This window comes from Paenibacillus sp. GCM10027630 (assembly GCF_042676305.1).
GTDB lineage: Bacteria > Bacillota > Bacilli > Paenibacillales > NBRC-103111 > Paenibacillus_S.
Window position 1 is genome coordinate 57,625 of record NZ_JBHTGY010000030.1, and the last position, 18,125, is coordinate 75,749.

Annotated in this window: 11 protein-coding genes; 3 read left to right on the plus strand and 8 right to left on the minus strand. The window is 44.0% G+C overall.

The window, feature by feature from the left end; all coding sequences use genetic code 11:
- The 4 genes from ACFQ0C_RS13545 to ACFQ0C_RS13560 form a co-directional block, all read right to left on the minus strand.
- The gene (locus ACFQ0C_RS13545) at window positions 1-1,698 is read right to left on the minus strand and encodes a methyl-accepting chemotaxis protein (protein ID WP_379367568.1); all 1,698 of its coding nucleotides are present in this window, start codon (window positions 1,696-1,698) and stop codon (window positions 1-3) included.
- Window positions 1,699-1,969: 271 nt separating this feature from the next.
- Window positions 1,970-3,559 (minus strand): extracellular solute-binding protein, encoded by a 1,590-nt coding sequence (locus ACFQ0C_RS13550; RefSeq protein WP_379367570.1) that lies wholly within the window; start codon window positions 3,557-3,559, stop codon window positions 1,970-1,972.
- 42 nt (window positions 3,560-3,601) lie between these two features.
- Window positions 3,602-4,477, minus strand: coding sequence for a carbohydrate ABC transporter permease (locus ACFQ0C_RS13555; RefSeq protein ID WP_379367572.1), 876 nt, complete (start codon window positions 4,475-4,477; stop codon window positions 3,602-3,604).
- 15 nt (window positions 4,478-4,492) lie between these two features.
- Entirely contained in the window at window positions 4,493-5,425 is a 933-nt protein-coding gene (locus ACFQ0C_RS13560) for an ABC transporter permease (RefSeq protein WP_379367640.1), read from the minus strand.
- A gap of 446 nt (window positions 5,426-5,871) precedes the next feature.
- Between ACFQ0C_RS13560 and ACFQ0C_RS13565 the strand changes: the two genes are divergently transcribed.
- The gene (locus ACFQ0C_RS13565) at window positions 5,872-7,527 is read left to right on the plus strand and encodes a TIM barrel protein (RefSeq protein WP_379367574.1); all 1,656 of its coding nucleotides are present in this window, start codon (window positions 5,872-5,874) and stop codon (window positions 7,525-7,527) included.
- Window positions 7,528-7,689: 162 nt separating this feature from the next.
- Window positions 7,690-10,986 (plus strand): S-layer homology domain-containing protein, encoded by a 3,297-nt coding sequence (locus ACFQ0C_RS13570; RefSeq protein ID WP_379367576.1) that lies wholly within the window; start codon window positions 7,690-7,692, stop codon window positions 10,984-10,986.
- Window positions 10,987-11,047: 61 nt separating this feature from the next.
- On the opposite strand, the gene ACFQ0C_RS13575 is transcribed toward ACFQ0C_RS13570, so the two are convergent.
- Window positions 11,048-11,929, minus strand: coding sequence for a 5'-3' exonuclease (locus tag ACFQ0C_RS13575; protein WP_379367578.1), 882 nt, complete (start codon window positions 11,927-11,929; stop codon window positions 11,048-11,050).
- Window positions 11,930-12,645: 716 nt separating this feature from the next.
- On the minus strand, window positions 12,646-13,725 hold the full coding sequence (locus ACFQ0C_RS13580) for a lactonase family protein (RefSeq protein ID WP_379367580.1): 1,080 nt from the start codon (window positions 13,723-13,725) through the stop codon (window positions 12,646-12,648).
- A 206-nt stretch (window positions 13,726-13,931) separates the two neighbouring features.
- Here ACFQ0C_RS13580 and ACFQ0C_RS13585 point away from each other — a divergent pair, with 206 nt between their 5' ends.
- Window positions 13,932-15,176 (plus strand): multidrug effflux MFS transporter, encoded by a 1,245-nt coding sequence (locus tag ACFQ0C_RS13585; RefSeq protein ID WP_379367582.1) that lies wholly within the window; start codon window positions 13,932-13,934, stop codon window positions 15,174-15,176.
- A 65-nt stretch (window positions 15,177-15,241) separates the two neighbouring features.
- Here ACFQ0C_RS13585 and gcvPB read toward each other — a convergent pair whose 3' ends face one another.
- Entirely contained in the window at window positions 15,242-16,747 is a 1,506-nt protein-coding gene (gcvPB, locus tag ACFQ0C_RS13590; RefSeq protein WP_379367584.1) for an aminomethyl-transferring glycine dehydrogenase subunit GcvPB, read from the minus strand.
- On the minus strand, window positions 16,744-18,105 hold the full coding sequence (gene gcvPA / locus ACFQ0C_RS13595; RefSeq protein ID WP_379367586.1) for an aminomethyl-transferring glycine dehydrogenase subunit GcvPA: 1,362 nt from the start codon (window positions 18,103-18,105) through the stop codon (window positions 16,744-16,746). Before gcvPA ends, gcvPB begins: the two co-directional genes overlap by 4 nt.
- Between the last annotated feature and the right edge of the window lie 20 nt (window positions 18,106-18,125).

Genomic DNA, 18,125 nt, shown 5'->3' on the forward strand with positions numbered 1-18,125 from the left:
CTACACCTTAAATTTGGTAATTAACAATTGCAATTGTTCCGCCATTCGAGCAAGATAACTAGCCGACGATGAGAGTTCTTCCATCGAAGCCTGCTGTTCCTGGGATGCGCTTGAAACAGTCTGTGTACCTGCCGCAGTTTCTTCAGATAATCGCTTAACTATTTGTATAGAATTTACTGCCTCATCTACACTGGCAGCCATCTCTTCAATAGCTGCAGAGACTTCTTGAATTTGCCCGGATACTTGATATACGGATAATTGAATCTTGCCAAATGCTTTACCCGCTTGATCTATGACCACGGTTCCCTCGTTTACTTCTTTAAGGCTTACATCCATAGAACTCATTGCATGGCTAGTATCCGTTAGAATCGTATGAACCAGTTCAGTAATTTGTTTCGCTGAACCATCCGATTGCTCGGCGAGCTTTTTCACCTCCTCTGCAACAGCTGCGAACCCTTTCCCTTGCTCACCGGCACGTGCAGCTTCGATTGCTGCATTAAGTGCCAACAAATGCGTTTGTGAGGATATACCCGTGATGACTGAAGCGATTTGATTAATTTCATGTGAACGTTCACCAAGATTTTTTATTATATTGGCTAACCTCTGGATGGAAAGTTCTATGGAATTCATTTGTTGTATGGCTGTTTGTATCGTTTCGTTACCTATGGATGCAATATCGGAGGATTGATTGGAGGCCGTGGAAACATCCTGAATGTTCGAAGCCATTTCATGAACACTCCTGGACATATCATTAATGGTTGCAAGGCTGTCATGCAAGCAAGCTGCTTGCTTCTCAGATCCGGAAGCTATGGTCTGCATAATTTGCGCTATATGCTCGGTCGACAGGTTGCTTTGTTCGGAACTGACAGTTAATTGCTCTGAAGAAGCAGCAACCTGATCCGCAGTGGAACCGACATGCTGTATCATCATTCGAAGATTATTGATCATTTGATTAAAATACAGCGCCAAATCTCCAATCTCATCCTTTGTAGTTACAAGAATGTGCTTCGTTAAATCCCCTTCACCTTCCGCGATCTGCTTCAGCTGTTGATTTACTTGAAGCACTGGCTTGACTATCCTCTTGGATAAGATCAGTGCAAGACTTATTGCTATTAGAAATGTAACGACAATAACGGAAATATTAAATCGATTAGCAAAGGAATTAAAAGAGGTAATTTCTTTTTCCTGCTCTGCTATTACCTTCGATAACTTATCCGTATAGGAATTTAAAGAATTCAGTACCGGCTCTAAAGGAACCTCTATATATTGAGCTTGGGCATTTTGTATTGCTTGAGATGGATATTTTGTAAAAACCGCATCAATTTGCTTCAAATATTTATTCCATTCCATATCGAAGGTAGTGATTGCTGACAGCTCTCCGCTGTCATGATAATGGCTTTTGATAATAATCGTTAATTGATCGGATACTTCTTGGACGTCTTTTTCAAATAAGGACAAATATTTCTTCTTTCCTTCATCAGTCGAACTCATCAGATACCAAGCGCCGTCTGCGTTCGTGCTACGGACCAGATAGCTCAGCTTCTGCAGAACGGATTGCTCATTCTCGTTATTAAGGATTCCATTCGACAGTGAATTAACTTTAACCTGAATTAACATATTACAGCCAATCGCAATTAAAAATAACAAAGAAACAGCCAAAAATCCTAAAAGAAGCTTGCTGCGTATAGTAAACCTCATTCCAAATATCCCGCCTTCGTTAATACTGCTTCTTTTCATGTGAGTAGGTAAACGTTTACATAATGGTATACAGTAAGCGTTTACAAATCTTTTTCTCCTTTCTTCCTAGAAATAACTATTCCCTCAATATCGGAATTATACCATGTACACTTTTGAATACAAGACTCAATTGTAAATTTATTCCTCTAAAAATCCATTGAGGCTGTGATGCGCCGTGGTAGAAAATGAATGAAACGGGACCCACAGTAAGTACCAAGGGTCCCCCACCTGCTTAATCTTTAACAACGGGAATCGGATTAACTTTTATTCTTAAAGGATGATAGGCTTTGCTTTTGTATGCATTAGCAGCTTCTGCAAGTCCTTGGTCCCCGCCTTGCTGCTTCCACTGAGTAATCACTTTAGGCCAATCGCTGACCGGTTTTTCCCCAACCACTATTTTACTCATCGCTTCCAGTATCATAGGCGGAATTCCAGTATTCAAGTTGAGTGTCGGCTTGGCATCCAATGCGGTTAAAGGAGGATTCCAACGTATGTTTTCCCGTCCTTCCTTCGCTACGATATCTTTGAAATCTTTAATTAGCTGCTGTCCCAATGGAGATGCCTCCAGCAATAACTTGTTGTACGTATTATCTTGAATCATCCAGAGCCAGCCACGGAAGCTTTCTGCTCTAATCTGCTCATCGGTTTTGGGATCGTATTTAATTACACCATTCTCAACGGTATGGTCTTTGCCTTCAAGCCCGTAGGTGAAAAATTTGGTCGCTTCATCCGTCAGCATCCAGTTCAAAAATTTAACAATGACTTCAGGATTTTTGGTTTCTTTTGTTATCATAAAAGCACGGGTTACTTCATCTATCAAGCTGTAACCGCCTGATCCGTCAGGTCCTATTGGCGAAGGAATAAGTGCCAGCTTGGCCTCAGGGACATTTTTCGACAAACCGGTTTGTAAAGGAATGAAGTTGTTCGCATTGGCTTGGAACATTCCCGCTTTGCCTGTATTGATTACATTCTGGTATTGAACTTTAGTTTGCGTAAGGAATTCCTTGGACATTAAGCCTTCTTCATACATGGTCCTATAGGTTTGAAGTGCTTGCTGCATATTCGCGGCATTGAAAAATTTGGGAACCGGATTGCCCCCCGTATCTACTGTCCACTGGTTAGGCAGCACATCAAAGGCACCGAAGAATGTATCCATCTGTTCAAAATTTTGTCGTCCGACATACGGTTGCGCTACTCCCAGCTTTTTAAACGCACGCAATACATTGACCATTTCATCTACCGTCTTGGGAACCGGCAATCCGGTTTTTTCCAACAAATCCATCCGAATGTACGTCGAAGAACGTTCTGCAACCGTAATAAACTGCGGTATCCCGTATATCTTCCCATCATAAGTTTCCTTATCCCAGGCGTCTTTAGGAATAAACTTCTTCAATTCGGGGCCGTATTTATCAATGAGGTCATTCAATGGCATAAACATTCCGGCTTGCAAGGCCTGTTGAAGGGCTATACCGTTAGATGATCCAAAGCCTCCCCCTGTAGCAATAACATTCGGAATGTCCCCTGAGGCAAACATAACATCCATAGACTTGGAGAAAGGATCCGCCAGCACCTTGAACTTTATTTTGGTATTCGTTAATTGTTCCAGCTTTTTTACATAGGGGTCATTATCAATATCGGGGTTCTTCGACAAGTAAGTCGCATTATAAGGCATTGAAATGCTAAAATTCGTGCTTACAGGAGCTTTCGACACCGTCGTTGCACCCCCACCCGTATCATTACCAGGACTGCAACCCGCTATCGCCACCACGCCCATTAAGGAAACTGTACTGATTGCTACCGTCTTCTTCATTTTCTTTTTCAAAGCTTAATCCCTCCCTTTTTAGGTTCAAAGCCAATCAAAACTTTATTCTTTAATCGATCCAAGCAGCATTCCTTTCATAAAGAAACGTTGCAGAAACGGGTAAAGGGCAAGAATAGGTACTGTCGCGACTAGTATAGTCGCCATTTGCACTCCAAAAGGTGAATTCTGCAATATCGATTCAAAGAGATCTCCTGAGCTCGTGCTCAAATTATCGTGAGTAACCATGTCATGCAAAATAATTTGCAACGGCATCAGCGTCCGGCTTTGTATGTAGTAAAGTGCGGATTGATAGCTGTTCCAGAAACCAACTCCATAAAACAGGGCCATTGTCGCCATAATCGGCGCAGATAAAGGAAGGATAATTCGGAGCAATATACCAGCCTCTCCACATCCATCGATACGTGAGCAGTCGATCAGTGCATTAGGGATTCCCATAAAAAAGGTACGCATTACGATTAAGTTGAACGGGCTGATCATCGCAGGAACCATTAATGCCCATAGCGTGTTAACCATATGCAAATTTTTAATCACCAAGTAAGTTGGAATCAAAGGTGCCGAGAAAATCATCGTTAGCATCACCATCATCAGCACGGCTTTGCGGTACTTGTATTCCTGGCGTGAAAGTGAATAAGCAAGTGTAGAAGTCATGATTAAGCTTAGCAAAGTTCCGACAACGGTAATGTAAATGGTAATCCCATAGGCATTCCAAATTTGCTTATCCTGGAACACAAACTGATAGTTAATAAGAGTTGGATGGACCGGCCATAGGCCTACATCCCCGTTTACTACGGAGGAGGGTGAACTGAAAGAGACGGCAATGAGGTTAATAAAGGGTAAAAAGATCGTTAAAGCAAGCAACGTAAGACCAACAAGATTGAGGATTTGAAACAAATCTCTGCTTGGATTTGACTTCCTCATAGGAAAGTCCCCCCTTTAAAACAAGCTGTTTTCAGTTAATTTTTTACTGATATAGTTGGTTGTCATGATTAAGATAAACCCGATTACCGATTTGAATAACCCTATCGCCGTTGTAAGGCTATATTGTGAGCCCAACAAGCCTATCCGGAAAATAAAGGTATCCAGAATGTCACCGTTGTTCATGTTAAGCGGATTAAGAAACGGATATACTCGTTCGAACCCAATATCCAAAAATTTTCCAAGATGCAGCAGCAATAAGATCGTAAAAGTCGGCATTAAAGAAGGTATCGTGATGGCCCACAGCTGCTTCCATCTGTTAGCGCCATCAATGGATGCCGCTTCGTACAGCTCGGTGTTCACCCCTGCCAGTGCAGCCAAGTAGACAATGGTTCCCCAGCCAATACCTTGCCAAATACTGGAACCTACGAGAATTGACCGAATATAGGATTCCGATCCCAGAAAATAAATCGGTTCAAACCCTAACGACTGGATGACATGATTGATGATACCTGTGGATGGAGACATTACTCCCATAAAAATTCCGCCGATAATGACCCAGGATAAAAAATGGGGCACATAAATTACCGTCTGGATGACCCTTTTATAAAACACAAATCTCATTTCATTCAGCATCAATGCCACTATCATCGACAAAGGGAAAAATAGCAGCTCATAGCCGCCCAAAATCAATGTATTAACAAGTGAGTGCAAGGCATCGGGAGCGCTAAAAAACTGACGAAAGTATTTCAGACCGACCCACTGGCTTTTCCAAATTCCTGCGAAAATGTTATAGTCCTTAAACGCAATTACGGAACCAAAAAGCGGGATATATTTGATGATGATAAAGTATAGAATCCCCGGCAGCGATAATAAATAAAGCATTTTATACTTGCGAATATTAAATAACAGACTATCTTTATTTACTTTAGATTTTTGAATTTTTTGCATGTTTGTAACTGCAGCTGACCCTTGAGTCTGATTCAATAGTCCCCCCACCTTATGATCTTAGTCGAGAAAATTTGTAAGAACTGATGAAATGATAGCGCATTCAAAACCGAAGCAAAGGGAATTTTTTTACGGATGAACCATTGTTGGATATTTTAAATTCATCTCCTTCTTGAGTTAGGCTGGTATTTATTGTATAATTGCATTAACGTTAATACAGCTTATGAATTTGATATTAACTTCAATATCCGTTAGTGTCAATTCCTTAATTTTGAAAATTTTTCGTTCTTAGAAGAAGCGTTTATTTTTGAACAGCTCTAATGCTTCTGAATGCTGGAATGCCGCTCATGGATGCAGCTAATAAATACGGGGGAGGAAATATAAACTCATGTAAACGTTTACTTCACTTTATTAATTAAATTTATTGAAAACAAGGAGGTACGGAAATCATGGATGTTCTAGGAACAGATACAGCTGAAGCTGCAATAACCATCACTACATGTGCAGAAGGCGGCGGACTAAAGGATGCTATTGATGCGGCGGGTGCCGGGTACTTAACTATCCAAAACCTCACCGTAACTGCCGGAACATTGAATTTAGCTGACTGCCAATTTATCAACCGCAACCTCATGAATCTTATCACTCTCGAAGTTGCAGGCACGGCTGATTTTGAGTACTCCACTGTACCGGCTAGCGCTTTTAAAGCTAATAAAGTATTGGAAAACGTAAAGCTATTACATACAGCGACGATTAATGAAAGCGCTTTTGAGGAATGCTCCAATCTGTTGACAGCAGATCTGCCGGCTGTAACCATGTTGAATGGCCGAGTATTTTATAACTGCTACGCATTAAAGCAAGCGAGCCTGCCTCAGTTAGCCTCCATGGAAAACAGAACATTTTACCGATGCACCTCCCTCATCTCTCTTTTACTTGGGGAAGAACCGCCCGCTCTTATTGGGTCCTATTGGTTTAAGGAAATTATTTCATTGAAGGTTTTTGTCCCGACCCAAGAGTCTATTTTGAAATATAAGGATATTTATGAATTCTCAGATTTCAAGGTGAAATTAGTGGGCGATGACAGCGTTGACAATGATGATGAGAGCAGCAGGTCCTATTATGATTACAAATACGATGCTGATTTAATTTACGATTACACGGGTCCCTATTACACAGGTGAAATTAAGGTAGGCCTTAATCTGTACAGCTTTAACGCGAACCTGAATGCATGGCTTACAAACGGCGGCAGCGCTGCACCTCCGATGGATACTTTGCAAGCTATTCGATTCGCCAAAGAAGCCGGTTTTGACGCTGTCGACGTCACAGCCTACTATATTCCCGGGTACAGCAACCAGACGATGCCAACCAAGCCCCATGAAGAAATCCTTCAATACGCATGGAAAATAAAGGCATTCTGCAAAGAACTGGATATTGAAATTAGCGGCACCGGTGTGGGAAATAATTTTGCTGATCCGAGGGATGAGAAGCGTGCTCTCGACCTTGAGCGGGTTAAGTATTGGATCGATATTGCTGCTGAGATGGGCGCTCCAGTTATCCGCTTGTTCTCAGGAAATGTCCCCAGAGATATTATGGATTCCGATTGGGAAACCATAGCAAGGGATAGAATTGCTCCAGCCTTAAGGGAATGTACAGAGTATGCTGCGGCAAGAGGCGTTAAGGTCGGGCTGCAAAACCACGGAGACATGACAGCTACAGCCGGTCAGATCATCCAAATTATAAAATGGGTTAATCATCCTAATATTGGAATTATCAACGATACCGGTTACTTTAGAAAGTTCCGCAGCCATAACGGTTTAGGCTATGATTGGTATTCCGATATTAGGGCCGTTCTCCCCTATACGAATAATTTCCAACTGAAGACGAAGCCTGCCGGCCAGGAAACGGACAGCTTTGTTGATCTAACCAGGCTTTTCACCGATATTCGAAATAGCAGTTACCGTGGCTACGTTCCCATTGAATTGCTATGGCGGCCGGGTGACCCGGGTCATCCTAATGATCTTGCTGAGCCTCCTTATGAGGAAATTAAACAGTTCCTTGCAAAGGTTAAAGCGGCCATCCACGATACCCAAATAGCAAAACCGTTATAATAGCCACGAGCTCCGGGCATTCTACGGTGTCCGGAAACTATCTCAAGCTTATCAGCACAGACAGCAAGGTAATAGGAATGAGTTTGAGTAAACGTTTACCTATACAGTTCATCAACATTTTCTAATGATCTATCCATTTATAGCTATTTCTAGGAGGATACAATGAATACTTTGAAAAAAGCTTTGAGTTCGATCCTTGTTGCACTGATGTTAACAGCGCTCCTGCCTGTCGCCGCCTTAGCAGCGAATTCAGTGGCGGCCCAAGCAACTGGCAGCGCAGCAATAACCGTCACAACGTCAACCTATGGACAATTGCAAAGTGTAGTTAACGCTACCAATGTCCCCTACTTGGATGTTAATAGCCTCACCGTTACAGCCGGATTGTTGAACTCAACGGACATTAAATTTATCAATGAGAAGCTAACCAACCTTGCAATCCTTCAAGTTATAGGAACAGCAGACTTTGTGGATTCCACATTGCCAAGCAAAGCATTTGAGGGAAATAAATCATTGCAGACTGTTAAACTTCTAAATACAAAGATTCTTCAATCAAGGGTGTTTTATCAGGCCATTGCTGCAGAAGGAGGCAATCTAAAAACAGTAGAATTGCCTAAAGTAACCAGCATCGCCGACAGAGCCTTCTATAGAAGCCCCATTAAAGCTTTAATCATGGGGGAAGTACCTCCCACAATGATAGGCAGTAAAGGCGGCGATGAAGGTTACTGGTTTAAAGAAGCAACAGGAGATGTAAAGATATACGTCCCGACTCCAGAGGCTATTGAGAAATACGAGAATGTCTTCGCATTTGAAGGCTTTGTTATAAAGGTCATTGGTGATAACAGCGACGATGGGCAATCCGGGCCTATTGACACCTACGGTTATACCGGTTATGGGAATGGCAAGGTTGTTCCCCGAAAAAATGCCTATTACACAGGTGATTACAAGCTTAGCCTTAACTTTTACAGCTTCAACTCGAATTTAAATGCATGGAAATCCAAATGGAATGTTGTACCTCAAACCGATCCATTGGCGCTGAATCCCCTCGATGCTATTCAATGGGCGAAAAATGCCGGATTTGATGCTGTCGATGTGACAGAATATTATATACCCGGATACGATGATAAGCTGACGGAAGAATCGGCTAAACCAGCAATAATGGACTGGGCCAGAAAAATCAAGGCAAAGGCTAAAGAAGTTGGAATTGCCATTAGCGGGACAGGCGCGCAAAATAATTTCGTTCAACCTAGCGATGAGAAGCGTGCGATCGACATGGAACGTTATAAATTTTGGATTGATGTAGCTGCTGAAATGGGAGCTCCCGTTATTCGAGTGTTCGCAGGCGCTACGCCATCAGATGCGAAACAATTGGGATGGGAGAAAATAGCCAAGGAGAGACTTGTTCCTCACCTTAAGGAGCTAGCAGCCTATGGTGCAGCTAAAGGTGTTCAAATTGGATTGCAGAATCATGGAGATTTTACATCTACGGCTGATCAAATTATCCAAATTATCAAATGGGTTGATCATCCTAACATTGGAATTATTGATGATACGGGTTACTTCAGACCTTTTCGCGGCTCGGCTCTAGACTATAACTGGTATGCTGATATCAATGCGGTTCTTCCGTATTCCAACAATTTTCAAGTAAAGAAAAAACCGGCAGGTGCGGAAACCAAAGAGCTCATGGATTTGAACAGACTTTTTACGGGAGTTAGATCCAGCGATTATCGCGGATTTATTCCAGCAGAGCTGCTTTGGAATCCGGGTGATGTTGGCCATCCTTCAACTCTTACCACACCGCCTTACGAAGAGGTTAGTGGATTTCTTGCTAAAATGAAAGAAGCTATGGAAAAATCTAAAACTTCAGGGAAAATTGGTATGTCTACCTTATCAGCAAATGACTTAAACCAATCGGTCGGATTGTCGTGGACTCCATCTCCGCAAGCTACTCAAGGTTATTTTGTAAAAAGAAAAATGAACGATAATACTTATAAATTAGTAGGCACTGTAGGTGCTGCAACCTATTCGTTTACGGAAACCGGCTTAACTAATTACCAAACGTATACTTATGTGGTTACAGGTTTTGACTCCGAAAGAGAATATGCGGAATCTAATGAAGTTAGCGCCAGACCTTATAAACAGGATTCTCATTCCACTCCTTCAAGAGGAACATCTGGTGGCGGAAGTGGTGGTGGTCCTGTCAGTACAGGTACTGATCCTGCCTCTGGAAGCAATTCGAACGTAAACAAAGATGGCGTGAAACTCGATGCTGCTACAGTAAAAGAGAAAGTCGGCGATAAAACAGTAAATAGAGTTATCATTAATTCCGAAAGCTTAAACAAAGCAATCGATGCCATTAAAAACAATCAGTCCGGCCAACAAAAAATTACTATACAGGTAGAAGGCAAGGAACCCGTTGCCCTTGTTCAGCTAACAGCCGACGCCTGGCTAAATGCACAAAATTCTGCTGCTGGGATAGTACTTTCTATTAAGTCAGACACATCCACCTACGATCTACCCATTAAAGCGCTTAGTGCAGATATAATTACAAAGTTACTCAACGGCGACGCCAAAAATAATGTGATCAACATTCAAATTGAAAAAATCAGCGGTCCATTGGCTGATGAAATCTCAAAGAAGGCAGCTCAGAGCGGTTTGAACCTGCTTGGAGATATGGTTGATTATAAAATTACGGCTAATGTCGTTGAAGTAGCTGATTTCAACGGGGTTTATGTTTCAAGAAGCTTAGCCTTACCGAATTCGGTGGACGACAAAACAACTACAGTGCTGCTTTATAATCCTAGTACGGGTAAGTTTTCGTTCGTACCGGCTATATTCAACAACTCCGGATCGCAAGTTACATTTAAACGTTCAGGCAACAGCATTTATACAATCGCTCAAAATCGTAAAACATTTAGCGATATAAGCACTCATTGGGCTAAAAACGATATTGAGCTGTTAGCCTCCAAGCTTGTAGTAGAGGGCTCCACAGACCAATTATTTACACCGGATAAAAGCATTACCCGAGCAGAATTTGCCTCTTTATTAGTTCGTTCGCTTGGATTGAACCCGGTAAAAGATGGAATATTCAAAGATGTGAATTCCGACATCTGGTATTCCGAGACGGTTAACGCTGCTGCCAAGGCAGGACTCGTTAATGGCTTCGAAGGCGACAACTTCAAACCAAACGATACGATCACACGTGAGCAAATGGCTGTGATGATTTCCAGAGCTATTGACTTCACAGGCAACAAGGCCAAGGGTAGCCTGAATTCAACAAGCTCGTTCACGGATAGCGGCATGATCAGCAGTTGGGCTCAAGCTGCAGTAGCAGCTGCCGTTAATGCTAAAATCATTAATGGCGTCAGCGATACAACATTCGTGCCTTCCGCTAACGCTACACGAGCTGAAGCTACCGTTATGCTGAAACGTTTGCTGCAATACGTTCAATTTATTAATTAATTATTGCCATTCAAAAAGACTAGACTTAACAGCGATAACCGCTGCTAGGTCTAGTCTTTTGTTAGCCAATCAATTTAATCAAACTGCTGAATTCAAGCTCTTCAAATTTTTGAAGTGCTGAGCTGCGATTTATTTTCCAACAACAATTTTCCAAAGCACATTCAACAGGTACGTCCACTTTAATTGTCGCCAAGTCTTTGGACAAGAAAAGCATATCCTTATTACTCTCTATTTTTAATTTGGTGCTAACGGGGAGCTTTTCAATGTTTTCTAACACGCCAAGCACAGATCCGTACTCTTTAATAAGCTTATGTGCAGTTTTCTCGCCAATTCCCCGAACTCCCGGATAATTATCCGCAGTATCCCCCATAAAGGCTTTCAAATCAACGATTTGAGATGGATACAATTCCTTCTCATCCCATAGTGATACAGGTGTGTAAACCTGATAATTGGATTTGCCCTTCTTCATTATAATAACCGAAATCTTCTCAGTTACGAGCTGAAGCATATCATGATCCCCTGTTAATATAAGAACATCCGTCTCCGTGCTAATTTGGTTAGCAATGGTACCTATACAATCGTCTGCTTCAAAGCCCGGCACTCCAAAATTCGGTATACCAAGTGAATCGACAACATCCTTTACCAGACCAAATTGCGGAATTAATTCTTCCGGAGCTTCCGCTCTATTGGCTTTATAGGATGAGTACATTTCATTTCGAAAAGTTGCGCTCCCCAAATCCCAACAGCAGAGCAAATGAGTAGGTTGAAACTCCTTGATAGCATCGAATAAATAATGGATGAACCCAAATATTGCGTTAGTAGGGGTGCCGTCGCTCGTCTTCCGAATGTACCCACCATAAGATTGTGCGTAATAAGCTCTAAACAATAATGCCATTCCATCTACAATTAAAGTTCGGTTGCTGCTTTCCCTGTTGTTTTCCATATGTACACTCCAAATATAATTTATATAACATTACTAAACATACCAGACCTTTCCGTTATTGAAAATAGGTATGGACTAAATTTCCTCTATCAATACTTTCCAGCCAGTTCATAATTAATTGACCATTGGATGAAAAAAATGTGACTTCCTTGGTGCACAATTTACGTTGGTTCGGCTGGAAATGACTCTGAGCAATTTCAGTGCTGCTACCAGAAATGTGAGGAGCATTAGGGGAAGTACTACCACTGAAGTGAAGAGCAGTAGCCCAAGTACTACTATCACTGAGGTGAAGAGCAGCAGCCTAAGTACTACCACTGAAGTGAAGAGCATTAGCGGAAGTGCTGCTTCCTCTATCAGCTGGAATGACCAAAAATCAGAGAGATACGGGAACAGTTCGTTCCGCTATCCCTCTGATTTAGTGTCTAATGCTCCTATTTGCCCAACATAACGGAATTACGACTTCCGCTATCGCCTTAAATTGGAGGCTGTTGAGGAAATAACGGAACTCCCTGTTCCGTTCAAATCCCCCATAGATCCTTGCAGCGCAACTTCTCCCCTATCCCTATAAAAATCCACTTTGATAAAGCAGCACGTTAAAGCCATCAGCTCTATTGTAACAATAATCAAAGTAAAGTAAATTGCTCGCTCATTCTTCATCACTTGATGCTGCGATTCGTCAACTATGCGTTATCGAATGGTCTTACTTCCTGTACAAATCAGTTATGGCGCTTGGCTATCTTGATACAAACCGGCTTTGTTACGGTCACAGTCTGTCCTGTCTCTGTCAATCGGCCTGATTGCTGATCAATGGCAAAAGTAACAATCGAATCTGAATCCTGATTAGCTGCCAGCAAAAAGCGGCCATCCGGCGTAATGGCGAAATTACGTGGGGTCTGACCCTGCGTAGACGTATGCTCCACATAGGTTAGTGTCCCGGCCGACTTGTCGATTTTATATACAACAATGCTGTTATGTCCACGATTAGACCCATACAAATAATGGCCTGATGGCGAGATATGAATATCAGCGCATATATTGTACTCTGTAAAATCTTTTGGCAGCGCAGGAACGGTTTGAACATGATGGAGAGCACCGTCTTCAGTATTATGAGAATATGCGGTTATCGTGCAATCCAATTCATTAATGACATACGCAAACGAAATCGAAGGATGGAACACCAAATGCCTCGGACCCGCTCCCGGTTCAGCATGAACCTCATTATGAGGCAACAATCGAGTTTGTTCATAGTCTAATTGATACACTTTGATTTGATCGAGACCTAGATCAGGAACGAATACGTATCGGCCACTGGGGTCAACAACCGCTGAATGGGGATGTGCCGTTTCCTGCCGATCCGTACGAATACTGCTGCCTTCATGCTGTACTTTGTCTGCCGCCTCACCAAGGCTGCCATCGCTATTCACCGGATACAAAGCAACACTACCACTAGTATAATTAGCCAACACCAAGCACGAGGAATCCTCATCCACAGTTACATAGCAAGAGGCTTTTCCCAGAGAAGACTGCTCGTTTAGGAAGGTAAGCCTTCCATCCTGAGGATCAACCGTATAGGAAGTAACCGTACCATCGGCTTTACCGATTTCACTAACCGCATATAACCGAGTTTGATTATGGTTAAGAGTTAAGAAGGATGGGTTTTCGATTTCGCTCAAGCTTTGGTCCAAGGTTAAAGAACCGTTGTCTGTGTTAAGACGATATACATTAATCCCTTTCGATGTCGATGGAGCGTAAGAACCTACATAAACTAACAGCTCATTCTCATTCATTTGATTCATTTGCCGCGTCACTCCTTTTTTATTAATGTGATTTCATCCTTGTTAAAAGCAAAAATTTTGTTCGTTTACCATATTATCCTAACCATATCATATTCTTTTCATAGGTGAAACAGTCGAAAGGATTGACAAGCATGATGCTTATTCGTATGTTTGTTTGAGATCTACCGGAAGAACTGCATAAAAGAAAGGAGTACGACTTGTAACAAATGAATACTACTTCTAAAAAACACGAGGACCAGCTGCAGCAGCCTTCACCCTCACGACGATTATGGATGGCGCTTATATTGGGTTCATTAGCTGCATTCGGCCCGCTTTCTCTCGATATGTATTTGCCTGCATTACCTCTGCTTGGCAATGATTTGCACACAAGCGCCTCACTCGCCCAGCTCAGTCTGACAGCCTGCTTGCTCGGACTTTCGTTAGGGCAGCTGCTCGCGGGACCGCTCAGCGATGTACGAGGCCGCCGCATTCCCCTGCTTATTGGACTTGCGATCTATACAGCAGCATCGCTGCTATGTGCTTTTACCTCTTCGATTTGGGTTTTGATTATACTCCGATTCATTCAGGGCTTGGCCGGATCAGCTGGAATTGTTATCTCCAGAGCCGTCGTAAGGGACTTATATGCCGGTACGGAACTTACTAAGTTTTTCTCACTTTTGATGCTGATCAATGGTGTGGCTCCGATCCTGGCCCCCGTTGCCGGCGGGCAGCTGCTGCGCTTCAGCTCTTGGCCTGTCGTATTCATTGTATTAGGTTTAATCGGCTTACTCATGTTCGTCATCGTCATGTTCGGATTGCCTGAAACCTTGCCGGCTGAGCGGCGTTTGCAAGGCGGAATCCGCAATACACTCTCCACATTTCGCCGCCTCATCAGTGACAAAAGTTTTATGGGCATCGCCCTCTCCCAAGGGCTTGTAGTCGCCGCCATGTTTGCTTATATTTCCGGATCTCCCTTCGTTATACAAAATATTTATGGAGCAACTCCGCAAATGTTCAGTCTGTTCTTTGCTATTAACGGTTTGGGTATTATTATCGCCAGCCAAACCGCCGGTCGATTGGTAAGTCGTATCGGAGAGATGAAGCTGTTAGTCAGCGGACTACTCATAGCTCTATTAGGCGGCATCATGCTGCTCATCATGATCCTTGCAGGAGCTGGACTTGCTGCTGTATTACCTTGCTTGTTTCTTGTTGTGTCCAGTGTCGGGATTGTTACGACAGCCGGTTTTTCTCTGGCCATGCAAAATCAGAAGCAAGCCGCGGGAAGCGCCTCCGCGCTACTAGGCGTACTTTCCTTCATCTTTGGCGGAATCGTTGCACCTCTCGTAGGCTTGGGAGGAGAAGGTACTGCTGTTCCAATGGGCATCGTAATTGCATCAGCGGAGATCGGTGCGGTCTTATGCTATTGGACCCTAGTACGACGCAAGGCGAAGACTGTCAGCATTACAACATAATGAAAGGCAAATAAGACCGCGGCAGCCAATTTTTGAGTTGGCTGCCGCGGTCTTATTTTATAGAGCTATCCGCAAGTACAGTTCAGAACAGGCTTGCGCGCTGCCTGGGTTTCATCAAGACGGCGGACAGGAGTTGTGTAAGGAGCATTCTGAAGCAGCTCCGGATTGTCTTCCGCTTCTTTGGCAATTTGAATCATCGTATCAATGAAAGCATCCAGTGTTTCTTTGCTTTCTGTTTCCGTTGGCTCGATCATAATGCACTCTTCCACATTTAACGGGAAATATATCGTTGGTGGGTGATAGCCAAAGTCTAGCAATCGTTTGGCTACATCCAATGTGCGTACGTTGAATTTCTTGAGCCCTTTGCCCGAAATTACAAATTCATGCTTGCAGACGCGATCGAAAGGCGCTTCGTAATAAGGAGCAAGCCTGCGCAGCATATAATTGGCATTCAACACAGCGCATTCGGAAACCCGACGCAAGCCCTCGGGACCATAAGTACGAATATAAGTGTATGCGCGAACCAGGATGCCGAAGTTACCATAATAAGCTTTCACTCGGCCAATCGATTGCGGTTTGTCGTAATCGAAGTAATAAGATCCATCCGCTGCACGTTCAACGATAGGCTTTGGCAGAAACGGAGCAAGCAGCTTCTTAACTCCGACAGGGCCTGCTCCAGGACCGCCGCCACCATGAGGTGTGCTCATCGTTTTGTGCAAGTTCAAGTGAACGACATCGAAGCCCATATCGCCCGGACGGGTAATGCCCATGATTGCATTAGAGTTAGCCCCATCGTAGTAGAGCAAGCCGCCAGCCTCATGCACAATCGCTGCAATTTCTACAATCTGCTCTTCAAACAAGCCAAGCGTGTTCGGGTTTGTCAGCATCAATGCAGCCGTGTCGGGACCAACTGCTTGACGAAGAGCATCAAGATCGACCAAGCCTTTGGCGTTAGACGGAATGGTAATGGTGTCAAGGCCAGCCACAGTCGCACTCGCGGGATTCGTCCCGTGTGAGGAGTCAGGAACAATAACCTTGGTGCGGTGATCGCCGCGGCTCTCATGGTAAGCGCGGATCATCATCAAGCCGGTCCATTCGCCATGAGCGCCGGCAGCTGGCTGTAGTGTAACCTGATCCATGCCGGTGATGGTTGCGATATCATTTTGCAGCTGATACAGCAGCTCCATAGCACCTTGAATGGAAGACTCCGGCTGATACGGATGTATTTTCGCAAAGCCTGCAAAACGTGCTACATCCTCATTAATCTTGGGATTGTATTTCATCGTGCAGGAACCAAGCGGATAAAAGCCGTTATCAATGCCGAAGTTTCTACGGGATAACGCTGTATAATGGCGAATGACGTCTACTTCGTACACCTCCGGCAATTCAGCCGGTTTAGCACGCAGCAAGTTTTCTGGTACAAGCTTGGCCGTATCTTGACGCGGAACATCGCATTCAGGCAACGAATAGGCGACACGACCTGGTTTGCTCATTTCAAAAATGAGTGCTTTATCATGCTTCACAGCTACATCTGATTCAGTTCCCGGTTGTACAGATATGGTATCACTCATATGGCAGCCTCCAGTTGTCTCGCAAATTCGTCTATTTCCGCTTTGGTTCTGCGTTCAGTGATGGCAACAAGCATATGGCCTTCAAGTGCCGGATCATCGTTGCCCAAGTCATAGCCGCCAATAAACCCTGCATCCAGCAGCTTGCTATTGATTTGTTTTATGCCCGCAGCTCCAGCATCGGACAGCTTGATTACAAACTCATTGAAGAATGGCGTTTGCATATAAGGAATGGATACCCCAGGGACGCGGCTTAACACATCTGCCGCGTAATGGGCTTTTTGCACATTCAAGTCAGCCACATCTTGAATCCCTTGTTTACCCATGGTCGAAATGTATACGGAAGCGCAAAGTGCAAGCAAGGCTTGGTTGGAGCAAATATTCGACGTAGCCTTCTCGCGGCGGATATGCTGCTCCCTGGCCTGCAATGTCAGCACAAAGCCGCGCTTGCCATCACGATCGACCGTTTGCCCAACGATGCGTCCCGGCATCCTGCGCATCCATGCTGTAGATACCGCGAAGAAGCCGCAGGTCGGCCCGCCGAGCGAAGCCGGGATGCCGAACGGCTGCGCATCGCCGACGACAATGTCAGCGCCCAGCTTGCCTGGCGCTTCAAGCAAACCCAAGGAAAGCGGATTTGCGCTTACTATGAATAATGCCCCTGCAGCATGCGCCAACGGCTCAACTGCACGCAGATCCTCAATGCAGCCGAAAAAATTCGGCGACTGAACAAGCACGCCCGCTGTCTCCACCGAGACAAGGGAAGTCAGCTCTTCAAGATCGGTTACGCCATCCTTCGTGCCGACTTCAACGATCTCCAGTCCAAGCCCTTTGGCCGTTGCAGCAACTACCTGCCTCGCTTCAGGATGAATCGCCCGGGAAACGAGCAGCTGTTTCCGTTTCGTAGCTCCATGGGCAAGTGCTCCTGCTTCCGCTAATGCAGTTGCCCCATCGTACATACTCGCATTCGCTACAGCCATTCCAGTCAGCTCACAAATATACGATTGAAACTCGAAAATCGCCTGCAGCTCGCCTTGACTAATCTCTGGCTGGTATGGCGTGTAGGCCGTGTAAAATTCGGAACGAGAGATAACATGATTGATAACAACCGGGAGATGATGATCGTAAATGCCAGCTCCAAGAAAGCTTGTATAGCGCTCAAAATCGGCATTTTTACCGGCCAATTGATTCATGTGCTTTAAAAGCGCGTGCTCATCCAGAGCCTCCGATACTTCTAACCTGCCTTGAAAACGTACTTTTGCAGGAATATCTACGAATAAATCTTCCACAGAATCAATGCCTATAGTTTGCAGCATATCCGTTTGATCTTGCTCCGTCATCGGTATATAGCGGTGCTTCACCTGATCCACTCCTAATAATT